At 40.9% G+C, this 22,482-nt stretch carries 21 protein-coding genes and 2 pseudogenes; 11 read left to right on the top strand and 12 right to left on the bottom strand.

Features of this window, described 5'->3' with window-relative positions:
* Positions 1-144: 144 nt before the first annotated feature.
* Positions 145-675 (bottom strand): pentapeptide repeat-containing protein, encoded by a 531-nt coding sequence (locus F8R90_RS21155; RefSeq protein WP_196512329.1) that lies wholly within the window; start codon positions 673-675, stop codon positions 145-147.
* A 110-nt stretch (positions 676-785) separates the two neighbouring features.
* Between F8R90_RS21155 and F8R90_RS21150 the strand changes: the two genes are divergently transcribed.
* From F8R90_RS21150 to F8R90_RS21120, 9 genes and pseudogenes are all read left to right on the top strand, one after another.
* Positions 786-1,796 (top strand): ABC transporter ATP-binding protein, encoded by a 1,011-nt coding sequence (locus F8R90_RS21150; protein WP_196512316.1) that lies wholly within the window; start codon positions 786-788, stop codon positions 1,794-1,796.
* Positions 1,797-2,609, top strand: coding sequence for an ABC transporter permease (locus F8R90_RS21145; protein ID WP_190896376.1), 813 nt, complete (start codon positions 1,797-1,799; stop codon positions 2,607-2,609).
* 86 nt (positions 2,610-2,695) lie between these two features.
* A complete protein-coding gene (locus tag F8R90_RS21140; protein ID WP_196512315.1) occupies positions 2,696-4,360 on the top strand; it encodes a GldG family protein in 1,665 nt (554 codons plus the stop codon).
* Between the two features lie 50 nt (positions 4,361-4,410).
* Entirely contained in the window at positions 4,411-5,034 is a 624-nt protein-coding gene (locus tag F8R90_RS21135) for a DUF4340 domain-containing protein (protein ID WP_196512314.1), read from the top strand.
* A 23-nt stretch (positions 5,035-5,057) separates the two neighbouring features.
* Positions 5,058-5,912 (top strand): formyltetrahydrofolate deformylase, encoded by an 855-nt coding sequence (gene purU, locus F8R90_RS21130; protein ID WP_196512313.1) that lies wholly within the window; start codon positions 5,058-5,060, stop codon positions 5,910-5,912.
* A 625-nt stretch (positions 5,913-6,537) separates the two neighbouring features.
* Positions 6,538-6,669 (top strand): hypothetical protein, encoded by a 132-nt coding sequence (locus F8R90_RS33505; RefSeq protein WP_269141781.1) that lies wholly within the window; start codon positions 6,538-6,540, stop codon positions 6,667-6,669.
* Between the two features lie 590 nt (positions 6,670-7,259).
* Positions 7,260-7,976, top strand: a complete 717-nt coding sequence (locus F8R90_RS21125) for an acyltransferase (protein WP_196512312.1) — start codon at positions 7,260-7,262, stop codon at positions 7,974-7,976.
* 57 nt (positions 7,977-8,033) lie between these two features.
* Positions 8,034-8,168: pseudogene (locus tag F8R90_RS33015) on the top strand (acyltransferase family protein); the annotation flags it as partial.
* Positions 8,169-8,290: 122 nt separating this feature from the next.
* Positions 8,291-8,971: an ATP-dependent Zn protease gene (locus tag F8R90_RS21120; RefSeq protein ID WP_196512311.1), complete on the top strand. Its 681-nt coding sequence runs from the start codon at positions 8,291-8,293 to the stop codon at positions 8,969-8,971.
* Positions 8,972-9,004: 33 nt separating this feature from the next.
* On the opposite strand, the gene F8R90_RS21115 is transcribed toward F8R90_RS21120, so the two are convergent.
* Together F8R90_RS21115 and F8R90_RS21110 are read right to left on the bottom strand one after the other, a co-directional pair.
* Complete coding sequence (locus tag F8R90_RS21115) at positions 9,005-10,027, bottom strand: GGDEF domain-containing protein (RefSeq protein ID WP_196512310.1); 1,023 nt, start codon at positions 10,025-10,027, stop codon at positions 9,005-9,007.
* Between the two features lie 944 nt (positions 10,028-10,971).
* Positions 10,972-11,173: pseudogene (locus tag F8R90_RS21110) on the bottom strand (heavy-metal-associated domain-containing protein).
* Positions 11,174-11,493: 320 nt separating this feature from the next.
* Between F8R90_RS21110 and alaS the strand changes: the two are divergent.
* Positions 11,494-14,136 (top strand): alanine--tRNA ligase, encoded by a 2,643-nt coding sequence (alaS, locus tag F8R90_RS21105; RefSeq protein WP_196512309.1) that lies wholly within the window; start codon positions 11,494-11,496, stop codon positions 14,134-14,136.
* A 195-nt stretch (positions 14,137-14,331) separates the two neighbouring features.
* Here the strand turns inward: alaS and F8R90_RS21100 are convergent, their stop codons facing one another.
* The 5 genes from F8R90_RS21100 to F8R90_RS21075 all read right to left on the bottom strand — a co-directional run bounded on the left by F8R90_RS21100 (position 14,332) and on the right by F8R90_RS21075 (position 18,784).
* Positions 14,332-14,826 (bottom strand): ureidoglycolate lyase, encoded by a 495-nt coding sequence (locus F8R90_RS21100; protein ID WP_196512308.1) that lies wholly within the window; start codon positions 14,824-14,826, stop codon positions 14,332-14,334.
* Between the two features lie 117 nt (positions 14,827-14,943).
* Positions 14,944-15,963 carry an RpoD/SigA family RNA polymerase sigma factor gene (locus F8R90_RS21095; protein WP_230966560.1) on the bottom strand — a complete coding sequence of 340 codons (1,020 nt, stop codon included), beginning with the start codon at positions 15,961-15,963 and terminating at the stop codon, positions 14,944-14,946.
* 759 nt (positions 15,964-16,722) lie between these two features.
* The gene (locus tag F8R90_RS33895) at positions 16,723-16,911 is read right to left on the bottom strand and encodes a DUF3172 domain-containing protein (RefSeq protein ID WP_442946753.1); all 189 of its coding nucleotides are present in this window, start codon (positions 16,909-16,911) and stop codon (positions 16,723-16,725) included.
* An 803-nt stretch (positions 16,912-17,714) separates the two neighbouring features.
* Positions 17,715-18,098, bottom strand: coding sequence for a hypothetical protein (locus tag F8R90_RS21080; RefSeq protein ID WP_190896398.1), 384 nt, complete (start codon positions 18,096-18,098; stop codon positions 17,715-17,717).
* Positions 18,099-18,565: 467 nt separating this feature from the next.
* Complete coding sequence (locus F8R90_RS21075) at positions 18,566-18,784, bottom strand: Hfq-related RNA-binding protein (RefSeq protein ID WP_196512306.1); 219 nt, start codon at positions 18,782-18,784, stop codon at positions 18,566-18,568.
* Between the two features lie 69 nt (positions 18,785-18,853).
* On the opposite strand from F8R90_RS21075, the gene dapF reads away from it, so the two are divergent.
* Entirely contained in the window at positions 18,854-19,693 is an 840-nt protein-coding gene (gene dapF / locus F8R90_RS21070; protein WP_196512305.1) for a diaminopimelate epimerase, read from the top strand.
* 107 nt (positions 19,694-19,800) lie between these two features.
* On the opposite strand, the gene F8R90_RS21065 is transcribed toward dapF, so the two are convergent.
* From F8R90_RS21065 to F8R90_RS33010, 4 genes are all read right to left on the bottom strand, one after another.
* Entirely contained in the window at positions 19,801-20,142 is a 342-nt protein-coding gene (locus F8R90_RS21065) for a hypothetical protein (protein ID WP_196512304.1), read from the bottom strand.
* Between the two features lie 80 nt (positions 20,143-20,222).
* Positions 20,223-21,221, bottom strand: a complete 999-nt coding sequence (locus tag F8R90_RS21060; protein WP_196512303.1) for a DMT family transporter — start codon at positions 21,219-21,221, stop codon at positions 20,223-20,225.
* A 58-nt stretch (positions 21,222-21,279) separates the two neighbouring features.
* Entirely contained in the window at positions 21,280-21,924 is a 645-nt protein-coding gene (locus F8R90_RS21055; protein WP_196512302.1) for a DNA-3-methyladenine glycosylase family protein, read from the bottom strand.
* The gene (locus F8R90_RS33010; RefSeq protein WP_331000689.1) at positions 21,908-22,279 is read right to left on the bottom strand and encodes a methylated-DNA--[protein]-cysteine S-methyltransferase; all 372 of its coding nucleotides are present in this window, start codon (positions 22,277-22,279) and stop codon (positions 21,908-21,910) included. Before F8R90_RS33010 ends, F8R90_RS21055 begins: the two co-directional genes overlap by 17 nt.
* Between the last annotated feature and the right edge of the window lie 203 nt (positions 22,280-22,482).

Below are 22,482 nucleotides of genomic sequence, written 5' to 3'. Positions count from 1 at the left end.
ACACAAGTGCTTTTGTTCAGAACGCGAGGGCTTTCGTTCAGAACGCGAGGGCTTTCGTTCAGAACACAAGTACTTTCGTTTAGAACACAAGTCTTTTTTGAGCTTTTGAGGGAATGAAACAGCCCTGCCCTTTTTAAGGGGGATTTAGGGGGATCTAAAACTTTTGATACCGACAATAGGACTTTTCAAACATCCTTTCTTAATTTTACTAAAAATAAAAGGTCTCTCAAAATATTCTCCTAACCTAGCCTTGCAAGCAGGTAGTCCTAATTTTGTGCGAAATTCTTCGTCATATACTGCTTCTTGCCAATTTTCTGCCGATTTAATCTGCTCGATCGTTAGATTTTTAGCATGACGAAAATCTGCTCTATCTACATTACTTTGAGTCAAGTCAACATCACGGAGGTTAGAACCTCTTAAATCTACTCCATTTAATTTTGCGACATTTAATCTAACACCACTTAAATTTATATCTCTTAAGTCTGAGGAAGTTAATTCACTATAGGTTAAATCAGCATTTTGCAAGTTTGCTGATTGAAGATTGACATCATGAAAGCTGACATAAGATAAATTAGCATTATTTAGATTTGCTCCCGCTAAATCTACATCTGCAAGGTAGATACTTTTTAAGTTAGCACTACTTAAATTTGCAGCACGGAGATTACTATCAGAAATAAATCAGGAACTTTACCCATTATCTGCGAATCTTAGTGCCAGTCCCCCATACTCAATATCGTGATCTAAGATTATTGGGTATTCTATAAATTGCGATCGCCACTATACCGATGATCGAAGTTGAACATCTGAGTAAAATATACGGTTCCACCCCAGCGATTACTGATGTCACTTTTAGCGTCGAACCTGGGGAGATTTTAGGGTTGTTGGGCCCCAATGGCGCTGGTAAAACCACAACCATGCGGATTCTGGCCGGTTATTTACCGGCAACTAATGGAAATGCCCGAATTGCTGGTTATGATGTCCATGAAAATTCCCTAGCTGTACGCCAACGCATTGGTTATTTACCAGAAACACCGCCGTTATATCCAGACATGACAGTGGAGGGATTTTTGCATTTTGTCGCCCGAATTAAGGGAGTTCCAGCAGGCGATCGCCCCAACAAGGTAACAGCCGCTATCGAACGCTGCAACTTAGAAGATAAGCGACGGGTGATTATTCGCAAACTCTCGAAAGGATACCGCCAAAGGGTAGGAATTGCTCAAGCGATCGTCCACGATCCACCAGCGATCATTTTAGATGAACCCACCGTTGGACTCGATCCCCGACAAATAATTGAGGTGCGGAATTTAATTAAAAGTCTGGCTGGTACTCACACAATTATTCTTTCCACGCACATTCTGCCAGAAGTAAGCATGACTTGTAGCCGCGTCGCCATCATCAATCGCGGTAAAGTTGTGGCAACTAATACACCAGAAAACTTGATGACTCAGTTGACAGGTGGCTCAGGATATGAATTGGAAATAGAAGGAGAAGCTGCCCTAGCGAAACAGGTATTGCAAAATTTAGCGGGTGTGAGTTTGGTAGAATCAATTCCGACAGCCGGAATGCACGGTCATCAACCCCAGGCAAATCGCGCTTACCTGCGGGTGATATCGCAACCGGGAAAAGAACCAGGAAAAGATATTGTCACAACATTAGTGCGTGCAGGATTTGGTTTACATGAACTGCGGCGGGTTAACGCCACCTTAGAAGATGTGTTTTTGCAACTGACCACAGAAGAGAAAAATTTCGATCCTGAGGTAGACTTAGCAGCAGACAACGAAGGAGAGGCAGCGTAAATGGGTGTAGTACTGAGTAATATTATTGCCATTTATCGCCGAGAGTTACAGAGTTATTTTGTATCACCTTTGGCTTATGCGATCGCAGGCATATTTTGGTTCATGGCGGGGTTATTTTTAGTGATGATTTTGCTAGGGCCAGATGGCATATTGCCAGGGGTCGCGGCAATAGATTTACAAGGGCAACAACTGGGAATGCCAATACCGCCGATAGATGTCCCCTACGAATTTATTCGGGCATTTTTAGATCGCATGGGGTGGCTATTGTTGTTTATCCTGCCAATTCTCTCGATGGGACTCTATGCCGAAGAACGTAAGCGGGGCACTTTAGAATTATTAGCCACATCACCAATCACCAATTGGGCGGTAGCTGTAGGTAAGTTATTAGGTGTGCTAACATTTTTTACCTCAATGGTCGTACCCATGCTAGTGTTGGAAGCGATCGCAATCAGTGGATCAAATCCACCAATGGCGCTGTCAATACCCTTGCTGGGTCATTTTGGATTAATCTTGCTAGCAGCAGCAATTTTATCTTTAGGAATGTTTATTTCCTCTTTAACAGACAGCACAATTTTGTCTGCTGTTATCACATTTGCAGTAATTTTATTATTGTTATTGATTGATTTAATCGGAAAAATTGTCCCTGGCCCCATAGGCGAAGCCTTAGGTTATCTGTCGTTGCTGAAACATTACAACACTCTCATCCAAGGCATTTTTGATACCAGCGCTTTGATTTTATTCGCCAGTTACATTTTTTTGGGTATCTTTCTCACAGCTCAGTCAATTGATGCACTGCGCTTTCAAAGGCAGTAGTTATATAAGGTATGAGTTAAAAGTTAGGAGTGGGGAGTTAAAACTCATAACTCCTAACTCCTAACTCCTCACTTCAGTCTAATAATATGAAGATAGTTGCAAAAAATAAACTGTGGAAATATCTGTTTTGGTTGGGCCCGTTTTTAATTGCTGTTGGCTTAACAGTTGGGTTAGTCTCTGAACAGTGGGGATTAATTCCATTAGCATTTCTGATTACAGGAATTGTCATCAGTGGGTTGGGGATAATATGGCAAAGCTACCAAACAAACTGGTGGAAGCGTCGTTCTACCCAAGCTGGTACTAATGCCCTAGTGGCAACTCTGGCAGTGTTAGCAATTTTGGGATTGATTAACTTTTTGGGAACTCGCTACCACTTGCGGGCAGATTTAACAGAAAGTCAATTGTTTACCCTTGCACCCCAGTCACGGGAACTAGTGAGGACTTTACCACAGCCAGTTAAAGTGTGGGTGTTTGATATTAACCAGAATCCCCAAGACCGAGAACTGCTAGAAAATTATCAGCGCCAAAGCTCAAAATTTAAATATGAGTACATCGACCCCCAAGCTAGACCAGGACTTGCAGAAAAGTTTGGTGTTAAAGATTACGGGGAAGTTTATTTAGAATCTGGCGATAAACGGCAATTAGTGCAAACAGTAAATGAAAATGAGCGTTTGTCAGAAATCAGATTAACTAGTCGCCTGCAACAACTAACAAATTCAACCACAGCCAAAGTTTACTTACTCCAAGGTCATGGCGAACGCCAACTTTCGGCTGGGAAAGGTGCAATATCACAAGCAGTTCAGGGATTAGGCGATAAAAATTTCACAACATCACCGCTGAATTTAGGAGAAACTTCCAAAGTTCCTGAAGATGCCGCTGTAGTGATAGTGGCTGGCCCCAAGCGAGGGCTGTTTGAAGGCGAAGTCAAAGCTTTGCAAGAGTATCTTAATCGCGGTGGTAACTTACTGCTGATGATTGATCCCAATACTGATCCCAAAGTTGACAGCTTGCTACAAGAGTGGGGTGTCCGTTTAGATAATCGTTTAGCAGTCGATGTCTCTAGCGGAAGTGTTGTGGGACTTGGCCCTGCTGCACCTTTAGTCACAGAATACGGGCAACATCCGATTACCAAAGATTTCGGTAACGGCAATTCTTTTTATCCGATTGCCCGACCACTGGAAATTACCTCTGTGCCTGGTGTTCAAACTACTCCACTGCTACGAACTAAACCCTATCCCAACAGCTGGGCAGAAAGCGACCTCCAAAGCGAAAGTTTGGAGTTTAATGCAGATAAAGACCTCAAAGGGCCTCTAACCTTGGGCGTTGCTTTAACAAGAAAACAAGCAGCTAAATCTGCTTCCACTCCCCAAGCTTCACCCACACCATCACCCCTACCATCACCAACCACCCAAAGCAAGGCTTCCCCCACTCTCCCTGCTCCCTCTCCCTCCCCGACTCCCACTACCTCATCTCAAACAGCCACCGAGTCCCGGTTAGTGGTTTTAGGAAATTCCGATTTCGCCACCGATGGTTTGTTTCAACAGCAACTAAATGGAGATGTATTCCTCAACTCAGTTACTTGGCTGAGTCAACAGGATCAGCAACCCCTTTCCATTCGCCCCAAAGAACCGAAAAACCGTCGGATAACTTTGACAACCGCACAAGGCAATCTTTTAATATTGTCATCTCTGGTGATTTTACCCTTAATTGGGTTTGCGATCGCAGTTATTATTTGGTGGAAACGACGGTAGAGTTAGGAGTTAGGAATTCTCTTTAAGTGCCAATGACTAATGACTAAAAAATGAAATTGCCGCGAACGACTTTAATTTTAATACTGCTAACGCTGGGTTTAGGCGCTTTTGTTTACTTCTATGAAATTCGAGGTGCAACTGTGCGAGAAGAAATCAAGGAGCAAAAGCAGCAAATTTTTTCTTTTGCCGAAGATGATGTGCAGTCTTTAACAGTCACGACAAAAAAAATCAACCTGGATCTGGAACGCAACCCTGAATCTAGTAACCCCAAGTGGTTAATCAAATCTCCGATATCGGGGCCAGCAAATGATGCCATTGTTTCTTATTTGATGGATTTGTTAGTCAAGGGTAATAGCGATCGCACTCTCTCAACTCCAGCAAGAGAGCTTGGAGAATTTTCCTTAGATAAACCCCAAGCAACTATCAATATCACTCTGAAAAACCGGCAAAGCCATCAGTTGATTTTGGGTAAATCTAACTTTAATGGTCGTTTCTTGTATGCTCAAACTGACCCTGCTACAAAACCTGATGGGAATATAAATGTGCTGTTGGTATCTACAGATTTTGCAAATGCTGTAAATCGGGAATTATCAGAGTGGAAACAACCTGTAGACAATAGTCAGAAACTACCTCCGCTCATCATTCCTAAGCCGACTCCGACAAACAGCAAATAATTAATTCAAAATCTGGCGATATTATGACAAATCCGACAGCAACATTGCTGATTTCCTGCCCCGATCAACGGGGACTGGTGGCGAAATTTGCCAATTTCATCTATTCTAATGGTGGTAATATTATCCATGCAGACCAGCATACAGATTTTGCTGCTGGGTTATTCCTTACCCGCATTGAATGGCAGTTAGATGGGTTCAATTTACCGCGAGAGTTTATTGCCCCTGCATTTAATGCGATTGCTCAACCTTTAGGCGCTAAGTGGGAAATACGTTTTTCTGATACTGTACCACGCATTGCTATTTGGGTAAGTCGGCAAGACCATTGTCTATTTGACTTAATTTGGCGACAACGTGCTAAAGAATTTATTGCTGAAATTCCTTTAATTATTAGTAACCATACTAATTTAAAGGTAGTGGCAGAGCAGTTTAATATCAACTTCCAGCACATTCCCATTACTAAAGATAATAAATCAGAACAAGAAGCCCAACAACTAGAATTACTACGCCAGCACAAAATAGATTTAGTTGTATTGGCGAAATATATGCAGATTGTTAGTGCAGATTTTATTAGTCAATTTCCGCAAATTATTAATATTCATCATTCATTTTTACCAGCTTTTATCGGAGCAAACCCTTATCACCGAGCTTTTGAACGTGGGGTAAAAATTATTGGTGCAACTGCTCATTATGCCACTGCTGATTTAGATGCAGGCCCAATTATTGAACAGGATGTGGTGCGAGTTAGCCACCGTGATGAAGTTGATGATTTAGTGAGAAAAGGCAAAGATTTGGAGAGAGTGGTATTAGCAAGAGCAGTGCGATCGCATTTACAAAATCGTGTATTAGTCTATGGTAATAGAACAGTGGTATTTGAGTAAATGATGCTCAAGTGACTGGAAGGCGGAAGAAGAGAGGTTTTCCAGATACCATGAAAATTCAAATTATTGGATATCTGCGATCGGTAGGGTTTCAGGTAATTAGTTGGCAGGGTACACTAAAGAATTAATTAAACTACCCCATCACTACACTTGGGAAGAACTGACTCAATATGGTTCGGATAAGATCCCCCCGCCTGCGGCAACCTCCTTGGAAAGGGGGTTTCCACACCATTTACTTTATGCGGGGGAATCCGTTCCCTTCTCGATTCTTGAGGTTTGCTTGAGCTGCGGCTATTCCAAGTTCTTTACCAATTAACGGTAAAACTAACAGTCTAATGAAGCACCAAAACTAAAATAAATAGTCACTTTTTGATATCTGTATTTACCCTGATTTCTATTTGTTATCTATTTAATTAATAACAGCTTTTGACTAGTATCATTCATGCCTTAGACTATAAAAACACGTATATTAAAACTACGTTTATTTTCAAAACTTTATATTTTTATTTTAAACTTTACTTGTTGTTTACAATAAATTCGTAAGTCTCTTTTAGGATAGTGGAAGCACACTATTTGTGTCACTATAAAGGCACTTTAGTGAATATGTAAATTCTCTTTGTACGTAATGATGACAACAGCAGCAGACTCTAAAAACTGGCTGCAAGTAAGCCGTTATAGTAATCGGGGAAGTGTTTATTTGTTTGCTCCGATGATTAACTTTAATGTGATGGCTGAAGTAGGAGATACTCCCCCCTAATTTAACCTGCTTGTACTTGCTTGGAAATTTTATGAGGAATTCAACAATTACATTTTGATGGCAGCGAGGAAATTTTATGCCGACTTTGGAACAGCATAAACAGATGTAATTGAATTGAAATAACTACTTTGATGTTTGATAACTGAATATCTGAATTATAGTAGCTTGTCAAATTGCTAACTAATACACATCGAGAGTTAGGTGTTTGATGTTGTGGTAAAGCATTAAGCTTCAGTATTAATCAGGGACAAATATAAAAAAGTATTTTCTCTAATTTCTAAATAAGTACATATAGTAAATATTAGTTAAAGAATTTGCTTGTAAATAAATACAGCATTTCTTGTATAGCCTTCTAACAATTAAATAACCCTTGTATTTAATAGTCTCTAACCTTAGAGGTTACCTTGGGTTTTTCAAATATTTGAAAAACTTGATATTAGCCATCTTATTTTTTTATTAATCTGTAATCTAAAGAATGCAGATTTAGATGGTAAATAGCAAAAATTAAACACAGGATGTTTGTTGCTACTTAGGTATTACACAAATCTACAAATCTCCAAGTCCACAATTTATTTGAGAAGAATAGATCTATGAATAACTTGAAACATTTTTCAAAAATGAAGCGGTTTCAACAACTTTTGTTAACTACTTTTATAGGCGATATTCCAACTATTTTTGGCGGTGTAAAGTTACGTGATTTGCTATACCGCACTATTTTTGCCCAGATAGGTAGTTCCGTTTATATTCAAGATGGCGTTGAATTTATCAGTACTGATTCTATCGAAATTGGCAATGGAGTTTATATTTTCAAAGGTGTTCGTATAGATGGAAGAGGCCACGAAAACAATAGAATTCATCTAAAAAATGGAGTTGTAATTGAACGTAACACTGTAATTGGGGCACTAAATAACACTTGTATCGACATTGGTCAAGATACTTTTATTGGCCCTAGCGTTTGTATTTCTGGCCCTGGAGACATCAAAATTGGCAAGCACTGTTTGATTGCAGCCCATACTGGAGTATATGCCAATAATCACAACTTTACAGATCCAACGGAGCCAATCAAATACCAAGGCATTACTTGTAAGGGGATCGTGATTGAGGATGACTGTTGGCTAGGTCATGGGGTAAAAGTATTAGATGGTGTCACCATTGGTAGAAGCAGCGTTATTGGTGCTGGCGCTGTTGTGACTAAAGATATTCCCCCATTTTCGGTAGCTGTAGGCATCCCTGCACGAGTAATTAAAAGCCGTGACGGTAAAGAAATTGCCAAGTCTACAGAATTACCTTTGTCATCTTCAAACTGATTTTTTAGCAGGTTTGCCCGTGTGGGTTTATCTGAACACAGGCAACCATTTAACAGTATGTTTGCGGCAGCATCCTACTTACTAGGCACGGCAATGTCACTGATCATTGCTTATTGGTTTTACTTATTCTTTGAACGACCATTCATGTCCAGTTTCTTAAAAAAGCGGAAAGTCAAAGATGCTTTAAGTTGACAAAAATATCAGGCAGACTAACTGTACAATCAGCTTGATACAAAAACTGTGCATAGGCATAGCCCTTCGTAGATATCGCCTCATAATGAAGAAAGATTAAGTAGATCCTCAGAAAACCTTCAATGAGCCAAACTACCCTAAATTTAGTTGCAATATCTATCTTTCTCATGACCATATCGGTACTGCTGGGGCCATTCTTAAATTTGTCGCCGGCAGTGCCAGCGCTTGCTACCTTCACTATTTTGGGAATAGCCACTTTTGATAGTTTTAGCTTGCAAGGCAAGGGTGGTACTATCTTTTTAGATTGGATTGCTGGTTTTTCAAGTGAACACCGCGATCGCATCCTCCACCATGAAGCGGGGCATTTTTTGGTTGCTTACCTGTTAGGTATACCCGTTACTGGCTACACACTCAGCGCTTGGGAAGCTTGGAAACAGAAGCAACCTGGACAAGGCGGCGTTAGCTTTGATGATGGCGAATTAGCATCTCAACTAGAAGTGGGTAAAATCAGTGCCCAAATGCTAGACCGCTACTGCACTGTTTGGATGGCAGGTATTGCTGCTGAAACCCTAGTTTTTAATAACGCCGAGGGTGGAGGTGATGATAAAAGCAAGCTGATAGGAGTATTAACAATTTTGGGCTTTTCTGAATCAGCTTATCAGCAGAAACTACGGTTTCATGCCCTCCAGGCAAAAACCCTACTGCAAGAAAATTGGTCTAGCTATGAGGCTTTAGTGAATGCCATGCGAGAACGCACTTCGGTAGAAGATTGTCAGGCTGAGTTAGGAGTAGGGAAAGAATAATAATCCTCAATGCCCAATATTTCATGCTCACTTTTAAGAAGAAACAGCTTTCAAGTGTGAGACATGAGATAAGTTCGAGTTAATAACCCGATTACGCCCAGCAGTTTTAGCCTGTAACAGACATTGATCGGCACGATGCAACAGACTCTCTCCTCGATCATCATCCTCATCTTGCAGAGAGGCTGTGCCCAGACTAATAGTGATATTAATTGTCAATTTATTGCTGAGTGCAAATGGTTCATCGCTGACTACACGATTCAGACGACGGGCCACTAATAGTGCTTCTTCATCGGTGGTGTTAGCCAGAAGAATCACAAATTCTTCGCCACCATAGCGAAATGCTGTGTCTTGACAGCGCAGATTGTGTCGCAGACGCTGACATAACACCTGCAAGATGCGATCGCCTACTAAATGCCCGTGAGTATCATTAACTTTCTTGAAATGGTCTACATCCAGAATAATCAAACTCAGGGGGATTTTTTGAGTCCTAGCTCTTTTAATTTGTCTGGGTAAGTCCCATTCTAAAGCACGACGATTATTTAATTCTGTCAGCGAATCGGCTAAGGCGATCGCTGATAACATATCATTTGTCCGAATCAAATCTCGGTATTTTTGCGCTTTCCGCAAGCCAACACTTAATTGAGCAAGTATTAGTCCATGATTGGCGGTCAACTCTGCCAAGCTATGGTCTGTTTTTTCTTCAATAAGATGCCAAATATAAGCATCGGCTCCTTGCTTTAATGCCGCAGCACTCATCTCCAATTCTCTTTGCCAACCATACTTATTTCTATCAGTAAGCTGCTGGGAACGATCCTCGAATAGAATACAGTATATCCAAGATAGTTTTGTCTGGTCTTTCAACCAACTGCAAAGTTCCATGCTGCCATGTAGGCTAGCCTGCACAAATATGATATCGGGGGGTGTCATTTGAATTTGTGATACTGCCTGATTAAGATTGTTTATAATTTCTACACTAAAAGCAGTCGCATAACGAATCTGATCTGGAAGTGTGGCGATAAAGTTATTTTTTCCAAAGACCAGAATAGAAATATTCATTGCTTTATTTTTTATCCTATTTAAATTTTAAAAAGATTAACTTGAGTTACTTGCTACTATTGCCGCCTAATACTAAATATGATGTTTTAGGCAACGTTATATTTCTTGTTATATATTTTTTTTGAACACCGAATCTACTGTAATTTTCCAACTTTAATCTCCTTTTAAGGCTTTATATTTACTACTCCAGTTTTTGAAACTTCCACTTATGACAACTAATGTCTTCTTTAGAGTCTTTTTTTTAAACAGTAATAATACTGAATATTATTTGAATGTATAAAAACTATTGCTGTAGTCTCTTAGGTATTATTTTTCTGATGAAATTACAAAAATAAATAGTTTGTAATAACAGCCAAATTAGGCAGTAAAATTTCTTCCCAAGTAGAAAAATGAAGAAATCATTAAAAATTTTAATTCAATGATGAAGTCTGAAATTTCATCATTGAATTAAAAAAGTTTTTTCCCATAGATTACCTCAGCCTTTTTCTTTAGAAACTAGGCTTTTACCAAGTATCAAGGTAGGAGCTGAATTGCAAAAAAAAATGCGAATCAAATAGACAGCAAAACTCTTTCCTACTACAGGTAGTAGCTTGCTGGTAACATATCCTACAATTACAGATCGAAATTATTTGGTAAAAAAATTTACACTTTAAATCAGATGTAAACTAAAGTTGTAAAATCTGTTAAAAGGATAAACAAAATGTTTCTATCTATGCTTGATCTGTGTTTGCTTGTTTACTTAATCCACATCTTTTTTTAATTGGTCGCAACATCATAACAATCCAGAAAAAAAGCCAAATAAAAAACTCGATGTTAAAACCTGCCCCTAATATAGGGATATTGCTTCGATTCCGCCCTTTCTATAGGCAGAATAAATATAAAAAATTTTGTTAGCCTAGCCTGAGAGATTAAAATCTAAACTTCTGTGAAAAGCTAGAATCTGCTCAATAACCTTCAATAGCATAACCAGCAGCAACAATTACCTGTTTGATTGACTCCTCAGAAGCTGCGGATTCTACCGTGACAGTTTTAGCATTAATATCAACATCCACACTTAGCCTCAGGTTCCATAATGTGAATAGATTCAGTAATTGTTTCTGCACATCCCTCACAAGCAATATTTGATACTTTCAGTTTTAGTGCCATTTGTTACCTCACTATGGGAATTTTAAACTATTTCTTAAGGATTAATCTTAACGACTAAAAGGCGATGTCTACGACGGGTGGTTCCTGAGCGCAGCCGTTCGCGCAGCGTCTCCGACAGGAGAAGGGCTACGCCTACGCACATCCTGCCCAAGTAAGTAGTAGCGTAATAGCATTCTAGTAGCTGCATGTATATCATCGACTGGTACAATTCGCTGGCAGTAATATGAAACAAAATGCAAGAATATATAAAGCTATTTATGAAAATACACCTACTTAGTGCCGCTACGCCCAAGTCTTAAAGTCTAAAGTTAAAAACACCCATGTCTTCAAATCCCCAGTACCTAAGCGGTAACGAAATTCGCAACATATTCCTCAACTTCTTTGCCCAACGAGGTCACCAAATTCTCCCAAGTGCCTCCCTCGTGCCAGAAGATCCAACCGTGCTGCTGACGATCGCGGGGATGCTACCATTTAAGCCGATATTCTTGGGGCAGCGCACACCAGAATTTAAGCGGGCTACAACTTCGCAAAAGTGTATTCGCACCAACGACATCGAAAATGTCGGACGCACCAAACGGCATCACACGTTTTTTGAGATGCTGGGTAATTTCAGCTTTGGTGATTATTTTAAAGAACAAGCGATCGCTTGGGGTTGGGAAATCTCCACACAAGTCTTTGGCTTCTCCCCTCAAAATCTTGTCGTCAGCGTTTTTGAAGATGATGATGAAGCCTTTGGAATTTGGCGCGATCAGATCGGTGTGCCGGTAGCAAGAATTAAACGCTTGGGCGAAGACGATAATTTTTGGGTATCTGGCCCGACTGGCCCTTGTGGCCCTTGTTCAGAAATTTATTACGACTTCCACCCAGAACGCGGTGACGAAAATATAGATTTAGAAGACGATTCCCGGTTCATCGAGTTTTACAACCTCGTCTTCATGCAATATAACCGGGATGCGTCGGGGAATTTAACGCCACTACAAAACAAGAACATTGACACTGGCATGGGTTTGGAGAGAATGGCGCAAATCCTCCAAAAAGTACCCAATAACTACGAAACTGACCTGATTTTCCCAATTATCCAAACAGCCGCGAAAATTGCTGGCATTGATTACCACAGCAGCGATGAGAAAACCAAAGTCTCTCTAAAAGTGATTGGTGATCACATTCGTTCTGTTGTCCACATGATCGCTGATGAAATTCGCGCTTCCAACGTGGGACGGGGTTATGTGCTGCGGCGGTTAATTCGGCGTGTAGTGCGTCATGGGCGATTAATTGGGATTTCTGGCGAATTTACTAACCAAGTTGCCGAAACTGCGATCGCTCTTTCGGAATCAGCTTACCCCAATGTGCGCCAACGGGAAGCAGCAATTAAAGCTGAGTTGCAACGGGAAGAATCCAATTTTCTTAGAACTCTGGATAGAGGTGAAAAACTCCTAGAAGAAATCATCCAAGAGGTAAAACAGCGAGGGGAAACTCAAATTAGCGGTGAAAGCGCATTTACCCTCTATGACACCTACGGATTTCCCCTCGAACTTACTCAAGAAGTTGCCGAAGAAAATCATCTGACAGTCGATGAAGCGGGATTCAATGCCGAAATGCAAAAACAGGTGGAACGTGCCAAAGCCGCACACGAAACCATCGATTTAACTGTGCAAGGTTCCCTCGACAAATTGGCAGAACACATTCAAGTCACCGAGTTTTTAGGCTATACTCAATCGGCGGCGACGGCAAAAGTTGAAGCGATTTTGGTAGAAGGTGTTTCCCAAGAGGAAGCAGAAGCGGGGACACAGGTGCAAATTGTCCTTGACAAAACGCCATTTTATGCTGAATCTGGGGGACAAATCGGCGATCGCGGTTATATTTCTGGTGATGGTATCGTAGTTCGAGTGGAAGATGTGAAGAAAGAATCTGATTTCTTTGTTCACTTCGGACGCATCGAACGCGGTACACTGCGCGTATGCGATCGCGTCACCGCCCAAATTGATCCTGCTTGTCGCCGTCGCGCCCAAGCTAACCATACCGCAACGCACCTGTTGCAAGCGGCGTTGAAAAAAATTGTTGATGATGGCATATCTCAAGCAGGTTCCCTAGTTTCCTTTGACAGATTACGCTTTGACTTCAACTGTCCCCGCGCTTTGACAGCAGAAGAAGTCCAACAAATTGAAGAACAAGTGAACACTTGGATTGCGCAAGCACATGCTGCAAAGGTGGAAGTATTACCTTTAGCAGAGGCGAAAGCTAGGGGTGCTGTTGCCATGTTTGGTGAAAAATACGGCGACGAAGTGCGCGTGATTGACTTCCCCAACGTATCAATGGAACTATGCGGTGGAACTCATGTGAGTAACACGGCTGAAATTGGCGTATTTAAAATTATCTCAGAAGCTGGTGTGGCTTCTGGCGTGCGGCGTATTGAAGCTGTTTCGGGGCCAGCAATACTGGATTATCTCAATCTTCGGGATAAAGTTGTTAAGGATTTGAGCGATCGCTTTAAAGTTAAACCCGAAGAATTACCAGACAGAATCACAAGTCTGCAAAGCGAACTTAGAACTAGTCAGAAAGAATTGGAAACCTTGAAGGTACAGTTAGCGATCGCAAAATCTGACAGCTTGCTACAAACAGCAGAAACTGTAGGCGATTTTAAAATTATCGTTTCCCAATTAGAAGATGTTGATCCAGAATCATTGAAAACCGCAGCCGAACGCTTGTTGCAAAAAATCGGTAATGGTGCAGTGGTGCTGGGTTCTGTTCCTGAAGAAGGGAAAGTCAGCATAGTTGCAGCTTTTAGTTCTGAAGTGAACAAAAAAGGTTTGCAAGCTGGTAAATTTGTAGGTGCGATCGCTAAAATCTGCGGTGGCGGTGGCGGTGGAAGACCAAACTTAGCCCAAGCCGGCGGACGCGATGCGAGTAAATTACCAGAAGCGTTGGAACAAGCAGAAAGTGAGTTAAAATCCGCGTTGGGTTAACCCTCTTTTTCACAGGCTTTACTCCCCTTCCTTTGCAGGAAGGGGCTAGTTTTGTTAAGTGCGTATTGAACTCAATCCAGAAGCACTATATAAATGAAATGAATATAGCGATCGCAAATCTAGGATAAGCATCGCTATCTATAGCTGGTTTATGCCCATAAGGGACTTCCAAATAAAAATATATCCCAATCTCACCTATACCATTTCAAACTCTAATTGATGGCTCTTAAAAAAATCATGAGTGAAATGATCCACCACATTTGTATCAGCTAGTTCCAAATTATAAAAATCCACAGCTTCATGATCAAAATAGGGCCCAGCGTGCCAAGTGCCCTCATGTAGCTTGATAAAACAATTCCCCGGAATGCGGAAAGCAGCAATCTCATCTAATGCTGGTTCATTTACATCATTATCAGGAGGACAAACTGCAATTAACCAATCCTTCCCTTCCAAAGAACCCAAACATTGAGTGCATTGCACATGGCGAGTAATTTTGTGAAACTTTCGCCCTCTCTTCTCCAACCGCATAACATAAAATCGTGGAATCCCGTTTTGCAGGTTTAACTGGGCATCTTCGCCATCATAAGCTTTGCCATCAAGACTCGCAAAAATTACCTGTCCATAACGCCGAAAGTTTTCAGAACTCACCCATTCTGCCTGCAATTGTTGCACTGTCTTTGATGTGCTCATATCAAATCTTTGAGAGAGATTACTTAGGTTCATTTTCCTCCAAAATGACTGAATAAAATACAGCCATTAAGGTGAATGCCTGAGTTTAAATGCCCTATTTTATTATAAAAATTAATCTCAGCTAGCTAAATAACTACGTACTTGTTCCTTTTGGCGTCGTAGGAGACTCAAGGCTTTTTGCTCGATCTGACGCACTCTTTCTCGACTAATACCCATGCGATCGCCAATCTGTGCTAAAGAAAGTTCATATCCATCAGTCAGACCAAAGCGCAGGGTTAATATTTCTCGCTGCTGGGGAGAAAGCTTTGCCAACAAGTCTTGTAAGTCTTGGTGGAGAGATTCTTCAACGGCATAGTCTTCTGGAGAAGGGCCATCATCTTCCAGTATGTCCTGCAATTCTGTATCTTGTTGTTCACCAACTCGCGCCTCTAAGGAGAAGGGTTGACGCGCCAAGTACAAACACTCTCGAACTTGGCTAGGTGTCAAAGATAACGCGCTGGCAATTTCAGCAGTAGTGGGAACACGACCCAACTGTTGAGATAATTCACGCTGCACCCGCTTAATTTTGTTCAGTTTCTCAAAGACGTGGATAGGTAAACGAATTGTACGTCCTTGTTGAGCGATCGCTCGTGTGATTCCTTGACGAATCCACCAATAAGCGTAGGTAGAAAACTTATAACCAAGAGCAGGATCAAATTTATCCACCCCTCGCTCTAAACCCAAAGTACCTTCTTGAATTAAATCCATAAATTCCAGGTTGCGGTGCTGGTATTTCTTCGCCACAGCTACCACTAACCGGAGATTAGCCTGAATCATTTTCTGCTTGGCTTGGTGTCCTTGACTTAGCTGTTGCTCTAGCAACTCAACACTTGACTCCACCTGATCTGCCCATTCTTGCAGCGTGGGTTCGTGCTTTAATTTCACAGCCAATTCTTCCTTAGCAGCTAGTAAATTCATCATCTGCTGCACTTGTTGGGCAAAAATAACCTCTTGTTCACGAGTCAACAAATCTACACGCCCGATCTCTTGCAGATAACTACGCACAATATCATCTGTAGCTCGAGGTTTTTTATCTGCGGCTAAACTTTTTTTCTTCGTTTTTTGAACTTCGGTATGTGGAGATGTTAAGTTGCTCATGGTTATTTGCTCCTCTGTAACCTCATCAATTTATTGGTATCAAGTCTAGATATTCAGACCCATAGCCATTCACACTGCTAATCAATCAATTGGCAATACTGATGAATTCTAGTCTATGATACATTACAAGTTAATTCTTGGAGATAATAAACCCAAAATCAACCTACCCTTTAATAATAACATCATCAGTAGTGACAAATCAATTACCTAAAGTATCATCACCATATCTTTCAAACCAATTACACTGCTTTATTATTGATCATTGCATATCTGGAAACATAATTATTACTTTATTTATCCAATGCAGTTTCTAAAAAATGTAAATTTCTCCAAAAACGATTTTATTACAGGAAGAATTTATTAAAACTAAAACATTATATACTTTATAATTTAAGTTTTGAAAACATAATAATATTATTGATCTTTGTTGATCTACAGTGATGATGCTCTGGTTATTTTTAAATTTTATTTTCATTAAATGACAAGTTATTAAACATAGAATATCTATTCTTTACCTCTAATTTTTGCTACATGTTCCAATCAGATCAAGCCGGGTATGTAAGGTTTTAAGTAAGCATGGAAGAAAGAACTTTACCCAGCCTCCTCTGCTTAATAACAGCTTTTTTAGGAGCAGTTCAACTGGCGTACACCGCGCCTTATAAAAAGCAAACAATTCAAATCTTCTTTTCTTCTACCTCCTGCAAGACAGCATAGCTACCTTGTTTATTGAAAGTCTGGTTAAATACTTGTAATTAGTAATTAGGGATTTAGGACGACAAAGACGCAAGTATCTGTGAAAATTGCACTTGTGTCGTAATGCACGCAGACATCTGTATCGAATGCGGTATTATCAATGTAATTACTCCTGGAAACATTTTTTGGACTAAAAGTAGTAACAGTGGTCACATTAACACCAAGAATAATACTTATCAAGACAGCAAGACCCACGATCACCACTAATATCCGACTGAAGCGAAAAGATTTTTGGGAAAACAATACTATATTGAAACTTTAACCTAACTCTTCAGCCATCCCTTTATTAGATATTAGTTCAAAAAAGCATCTACTTTATTGGCGCATAACCCAAAATGAACTGTCTTTCCTGCTTTTGTGAGAATGTCTAATCCCTGACTATTATTGCGGGGGTCTGGATCAACTATAGATACATATATATATCATCTATACGATGATTTTGAGCGATCGCTAAAGCAGATGTAGGTGTGCGTCCATGAAAAGAACAAGGTTCAAGAGTTACGTACATTTTCAAAAAGTCGAAAGCTTTGCCTTGAATCTGGTTAAGTGCGTCAGCCTCAGGATGGAGTTTTCCTGGTGCCTGTGTCTACTCTTGAGCTATTATCTCTCAATACAGTTCAGTTAAGCATTTCTTTCTTCCCTTTTTTCTCTTCCTTTGCGCCCTACCCTTCTCCTTCGGAGACGCTACGCGAACGTTTCTATGCGTCCTTCTCTAACGAGACGCTCTTGCTAGCTTGCTTCGACCTAGGAGTATGCGGTTCGTTAAAAAATTGACTTTGTTTGACAAAGAGTTAAGCCTTAACCTAAGCGTATTGTATTATCTCTTGGGCATCTATGATTACACAGGCGACTGCTAGGTTCGGCAAACATTCCGGCCAAACTTTTCTGCTTTGAGCTAAAGCAGCCAGCATAAATATTTGCTCCATGTTTTAGCGTAAATTATCTAGATAGATTAAACTACCAACAATTAGCTATTTATTGTTATAAAATTGCCTATATCAAAATTGAGTGACTGTCACACTAATACCAGAGTCAAGTTTAGGAACCTTGAGATACTCAATTGGTTCAGTACTTTGAGAACTTTGGGTATTTGTTGGCTTTTGACATTGCTTAAAAAAAGCCTCTGGGTTATTGATGAACTCAAGCGGGTTAATCTTTTGGCAACCTCGATCCTGCACTAGCGAAATTGATTCAGCAGTTTGTTTAGGATTATTAGTCTCTCCGATAAAATTACTCCATGTAGCGTTAATCGTGGCTGGCTCTGTCAATAGAACTTCAGCCTGATTGCGATCGATAGGAACATTTTCTTCGTTAGCATAAGCACTCTGGGGAAGAGCAAGTGCACTAATCACAAAGACTAAGGTGATAGAAGAGGATTTCATAATTCAATCTCTCAATATTTAATGTCAGTTTAATAATTACAATTGGCTAGATACAGCAACCAAAAATAGCGGCGCGGCTTGGGTACTTAAGATTAACACAGGTAGTGAGAACTATAGCTAAACTTCATTAAAAATATAGTAAAGTCTAGCCAGATGTAGACTTTTTATCTTCCCCGTTAGTAACTTTTGCAGCCGAATGCTGCGCCAACGCTAACTAAGAACTACAAGAATTTATCGATTTTCACTCAGATATACGGAGTTTGAGTTGTTTTGCAGTATAGCCAAGGGCGATCGCGGCTAGAATATTATAATTTATGTCGCTGATGGCTAATTTTTCAACTAAAGTTTACCTTTGGCGTTCCCGCAGGGTAGCTATCACAGGTTTTTGGAAGATTGCTACCCTTCTCTACGAGACGCACTTGCGTTCGGTCGCAATGACGGTTATTTAAGCGGAAATAATACTACTTCTAACTTGTTTTCGGCTTGATATATGCGATCGCTTGTTTCCAAACAGTGGTTTGCTGACTGTTTTCATCAGCAATACAGATACACTGTGGATCTTGCCATAAAACCTTTCCTGTGATCACATCACCAGTCAGCAGCTTGAATTCTACTGGTATTGTTTGTTTAATCAGGTTTTGGACTTGTCTAATACTAGGCAAAGTGGTGTCAAATTCGGTAAGCATTTTTAGTAAAGATGAACCTACAAGGCAAAATAAAGAGTAACTAATCCTTGATAATTCATCCTTGAAGAAATGGCAATCGAATTTACTAAGTATCATGGTCTAGGCAACGACTTTATTTTGATTGACAATCGCTCGTCATCTGAGCCTGTAGTGACACCAGAGCAAGCCATCAAGTTGTGCGATCGCCACTTTGGTATCGGTGCTGATGGTGTAATTTTTGCCCTACCGGGAGAAAACGGCACTGACTACACCATGCGGATTTTTAATTCCGATGGTTCAGAACCGGAAATGTGTGGTAATGGCATTCGCTGTTTAGCTGGCTTTTTAGCAGACTTAGAAGGCGAATCCCGGAATAAAGACTCATATCGCATTCATACTTTGGGTGGTGTAATGACTCCCCAACTCTTATCTGATGGTCAAGTTAAAGTAGACATGGGTTTACCTAGGTTACTCGCTAGCGAAATTCCTACCACTCTTGCACCCGCTCAAGAAAAAGTAATTTCTCAGCTGTTAGAGGTGGCGGGACAAACTTGGGATGTCACCTGTGTAAATATGGGAAATCCCCACTGCATTACCTTTGTGGAAGATGTAGCAGCAATTGAGCTAGAAATCATAGGCCCGAAATTTGAGCATCACCCAGTTTTTCCCCAACGCATAAATACCGAATTTATTCAAGTGGTACGCCGTGACTATTTGAAAATGCGGGTGTGGGAACGGGGTGCTGGGATTACATTGGCTTGTGGGACTGGTGCTTGTGCTTCCTTGGTAGCTGGAGTGTTAACAGGGAAATGCGATCGCACTGCAACTATAGAATTACCAGGTGGCCCTCTGCAAATTGAATGGTCAGAAATCGACCAACGGGTTTATATGACAGGCCCGGCTGAGAGGGTCTTTACGGGTAAACTGTAACCGACTTCCCATTGGCATTACTCAAGTAGTAGCAATACTTTTCGGTTAAGGGGGAAAAGGTTTAAACAAGAGGCAGGGGGGCAGGGAGCAGGGAGCAAGGGGGATAGTTAAGATGGGGATTCGACCCCACCTGAACGAGAACCACTTAATAGAAGTGGGGGACGTAAGAACATGTTCCGCTCTGCTCCACGGCAGGAGTCAGGGGTCATTTCTCCCTGCTCCCTGCCCCCTTCCCCCTGCCTCTTCGTTGAATTTACCTTTACCCCAAGCCGAGTAACCTTTCCCCAGACCAAAAGAGAGATTGTTGGGTTTATCCGAAAAGCATTGCAGCTAGTAGTGCCATAAAAGTCTTGCAGCGATCGCGGTGGTGGCTTCCGAATGAGTGCAAGCTGCTCTGAATTGTGCCCGCGATCGCGCCAAGCAGGAACCAGCCCGCTATCAAAAATCAATTGTCTATGAAGTTTTAAGGGTTGCTAGTAAGTAGTTTAGTGCTTAGAAAATCAGGACTAAAGTCTTGACTACGAACTTGTTAAGATTTACTTTCCGCTGGGGACTGCATGGGGATATTAACTGTAGATTTAATAGATTCTTTAGTAGAAATAGCTAGATAGATACCACCTAAAATTAGACCCAAACCTAGGAAGTTAAAAACACTCAAGTTTTCAGAAAAAAGTATCCAAGCAAGAATAGCAACAATCACTGGATTGAGTAGCAAGAGTAAAGAGAGGAATCCTGAAGAAAAAGTTTTCAGGCTGTATACAATTAGCCCATGACCCAAGGCTTCACAAATAGCACCTAGTGCAAATACTACTAACCAACCTGACAAAGAAACTGGGAAAACTTGTTTTTCAAAGATTAGCACTACTGGGAGCATTAATGAAGTTGCGATGACACAGCGCCACATAAGGATGGTAATAATTGAAAACTTATTGCGGATTTGCTCGATAAGTAAAAAGTTTGCTGCATAAAATATCGATGAGATGAGGGCAACAGCATCACCTGTAAAATTATTATTAGAGCGTAATAAATCTTCAAATCCAACTGCGATCGCGCCGATTATGGCTAATATTAAACCCATGATAAATTTGCGCCCAAAAATTTGATTAAAAAACAGCCAACCTCCTAATGTAGTAAATAGCGGATTGAGACTACCTAACGCATTAGCATTAGCAGCACCAGTCTGGGTTAGCGACCAAGTCCAAGATAATCGGCCTAATACATGAACTAGACCCACTACTATTAAAAACGCTATATCTTTGATTGGATAAGATTGCTGTCGTAATACAGGTTCATCATCCGTAATCTGAGTCCGTGCTTGGTTAATTCCACTCCATAATCCAAAGATAATAGTGGCTATCCATAAGCGATTAAAAAATGTAGCGGCGGCGCTCATTTCCCTAACAGCAATTTTAATAAGTATTGCTGTCGCCGATAAAGCTAATAATGCGGTTATAACTGTTATTATCGGCAGGATTTTTGAAGCTTTATCTGCTTTTTCTGGTGTTAGGCTTAATTGATTTTCTACCATTTAATTATATTTATTAAACAAACTGCCAAGTACCAAGGAGCAATGATTATGTGCAAGTTTATGAAGATTTGGCATTACTCAAGTAGTAGTGCCATAGAAGTCTTGCAGCAACTGCTCGCCACGGTCGCCAGTGCTGTGTCATTGCTTCTAGTTGAACTGGTGTTGGACGCGTCGCCAAGTTTTTGAGTTTTTGTAAAGCGATCGCGATCGCTAAATCGCCTTTAGGAAAGACATCAGGACGTTGCAGCGCCATGAGCAAATAAATATCAACCGTCCAGTCTCCTATACCTTTGAGGCGCTTTAACTCAGTTCTGATAGTAGTTTCGTCCATTCTTTCCAGCTTGCTGAGGTCAAGCTGACCAGTTGCGATCGCATTCGCCAACCCACGACAGTATAGAATCTTTTGCCGACTGAATCCAATTCCTCTCAATTGAACATCATCTAATATCAGAAAATTTTCTGCTGTCAAAGTTACAACAACCCCACATAGTCGGGTAAATACAGCCTTTGCAGCCGCTACGGAAACTTGTTGTTCCAGAATTATGCACAACAGCGTTGCAAAACCTGGTTCTCTTTGCCACATCGGTGGAGGCCCCAGTGTTTCTAAAATCCGAGCCAAATCGCTATCAAGATTGGCAAGCACCATTAAACCACGGGTCAGGCTTTCTTGAGTCAACGATTCTAGTTCAGGTGTTTGAGTCATCTTTAAAAAATTTCGATTCTTGTATAAGCAGTTTTTGTTTACGCTCAATCCCCCAGTGATAACCACCAAGACTGCCATCACTCCGCAGCACCCGATGACACGGTACAATCAGCGCTATCGGATTAGCTCCACAAGCATTACCCACCGCACGAACTGCCTGAGGTTTGGCAATATCACGAGCAATATCTGTGTAAGTGCGGGTTTCGCCATAGGGAATTTTTTGCAATGCTTGCCACACTTGTTTTTGAAATGCTGTCCCACGGACATCAAGCGGTAAATCAACATGTGCCTCGCCTCCGGCAATAAAGTCGAGGATTGCTTGTATCCATTCTTTGTGTGTGTGGTCATCACGCATGATGTGCGCTTGGTGAAATTCCTGGTTCAAGGTATGTTCAAGCTTGTCTGCTTCATCACCTAGTGGTCTGTCTCATTAAATATGATCGGTAAACTCATTCTTAATTTTTCTTCCTTTGCGCCCTTTGCGTCCTTTGCGGTTCGTTTCTCAACCCCCTCAAAATTAATGGGACAGACCACTAGTGGTCTGTCCCATTAATTTTG

It is taken from the genome of Nostoc sp. NZL, assembly GCF_015714705.1.
GTDB lineage: Bacteria > Cyanobacteriota > Cyanobacteriia > Cyanobacteriales > Nostocaceae > Nostoc > Nostoc foliaceum_A.
Note: the sequence above shows the minus strand (reverse complement) of the source record. Positions and strands in the feature narration are given on the sequence as shown.

What these genes read in the sequence shown, in the direction of transcription:
- F8R90_RS21095 (WP_230966560.1), bottom strand. Translation starts at nt 15,963, where the DNA reads ATGAGCAACTTAACATCTCCACATACCGAAGTTCAAAAAACGAAGAAA.
- F8R90_RS21080 (WP_190896398.1), bottom strand. Translation starts at nt 18,098, where the DNA reads ATGAAATCCTCTTCTATCACCTTAGTCTTTGTGATTAGTGCACTTGCT.
- F8R90_RS33010 (WP_331000689.1), bottom strand. Translation starts at nt 22,279, where the DNA reads ATGCGTGATGACCACACACACAAAGAATGGATACAAGCAATCCTCGAC.
- F8R90_RS33505 (WP_269141781.1), top strand. Translation starts at nt 6,538, where the DNA reads ATGATGACAACAGCAGCAGACTCTAAAAACTGGCTGCAAGTAAGCCGT.
- F8R90_RS21075 (WP_196512306.1), bottom strand. Translation starts at nt 18,784, where the DNA reads ATGCTTACCGAATTTGACACCACTTTGCCTAGTATTAGACAAGTCCAA.
- alaS (WP_196512309.1), top strand. Translation starts at nt 11,494, where the DNA reads ATGTCTTCAAATCCCCAGTACCTAAGCGGTAACGAAATTCGCAACATA.
- F8R90_RS21100 (WP_196512308.1), bottom strand. Translation starts at nt 14,826, where the DNA reads ATGAGCACATCAAAGACAGTGCAACAATTGCAGGCAGAATGGGTGAGT.
- F8R90_RS21145 (WP_190896376.1), top strand. Translation starts at nt 1,797, where the DNA reads ATGGGTGTAGTACTGAGTAATATTATTGCCATTTATCGCCGAGAGTTA.
- F8R90_RS21135 (WP_196512314.1), top strand. Translation starts at nt 4,411, where the DNA reads ATGAAATTGCCGCGAACGACTTTAATTTTAATACTGCTAACGCTGGGT.
- F8R90_RS21140 (WP_196512315.1), top strand. Translation starts at nt 2,696, where the DNA reads ATGAAGATAGTTGCAAAAAATAAACTGTGGAAATATCTGTTTTGGTTG.
- F8R90_RS21055 (WP_196512302.1), bottom strand. Translation starts at nt 21,924, where the DNA reads ATGACTCAAACACCTGAACTAGAATCGTTGACTCAAGAAAGCCTGACC.
- F8R90_RS21125 (WP_196512312.1), top strand. Translation starts at nt 7,260, where the DNA reads ATGAATAACTTGAAACATTTTTCAAAAATGAAGCGGTTTCAACAACTT.
- F8R90_RS21120 (WP_196512311.1), top strand. Translation starts at nt 8,291, where the DNA reads ATGAGCCAAACTACCCTAAATTTAGTTGCAATATCTATCTTTCTCATG.
- dapF (WP_196512305.1), top strand. Translation starts at nt 18,854, where the DNA reads ATGGCAATCGAATTTACTAAGTATCATGGTCTAGGCAACGACTTTATT.
- F8R90_RS21060 (WP_196512303.1), bottom strand. Translation starts at nt 21,221, where the DNA reads ATGGTAGAAAATCAATTAAGCCTAACACCAGAAAAAGCAGATAAAGCT.
- F8R90_RS21150 (WP_196512316.1), top strand. Translation starts at nt 786, where the DNA reads ATGATCGAAGTTGAACATCTGAGTAAAATATACGGTTCCACCCCAGCG.
- purU (WP_196512313.1), top strand. Translation starts at nt 5,058, where the DNA reads ATGACAAATCCGACAGCAACATTGCTGATTTCCTGCCCCGATCAACGG.
- F8R90_RS21115 (WP_196512310.1), bottom strand. Translation starts at nt 10,027, where the DNA reads ATGAATATTTCTATTCTGGTCTTTGGAAAAAATAACTTTATCGCCACA.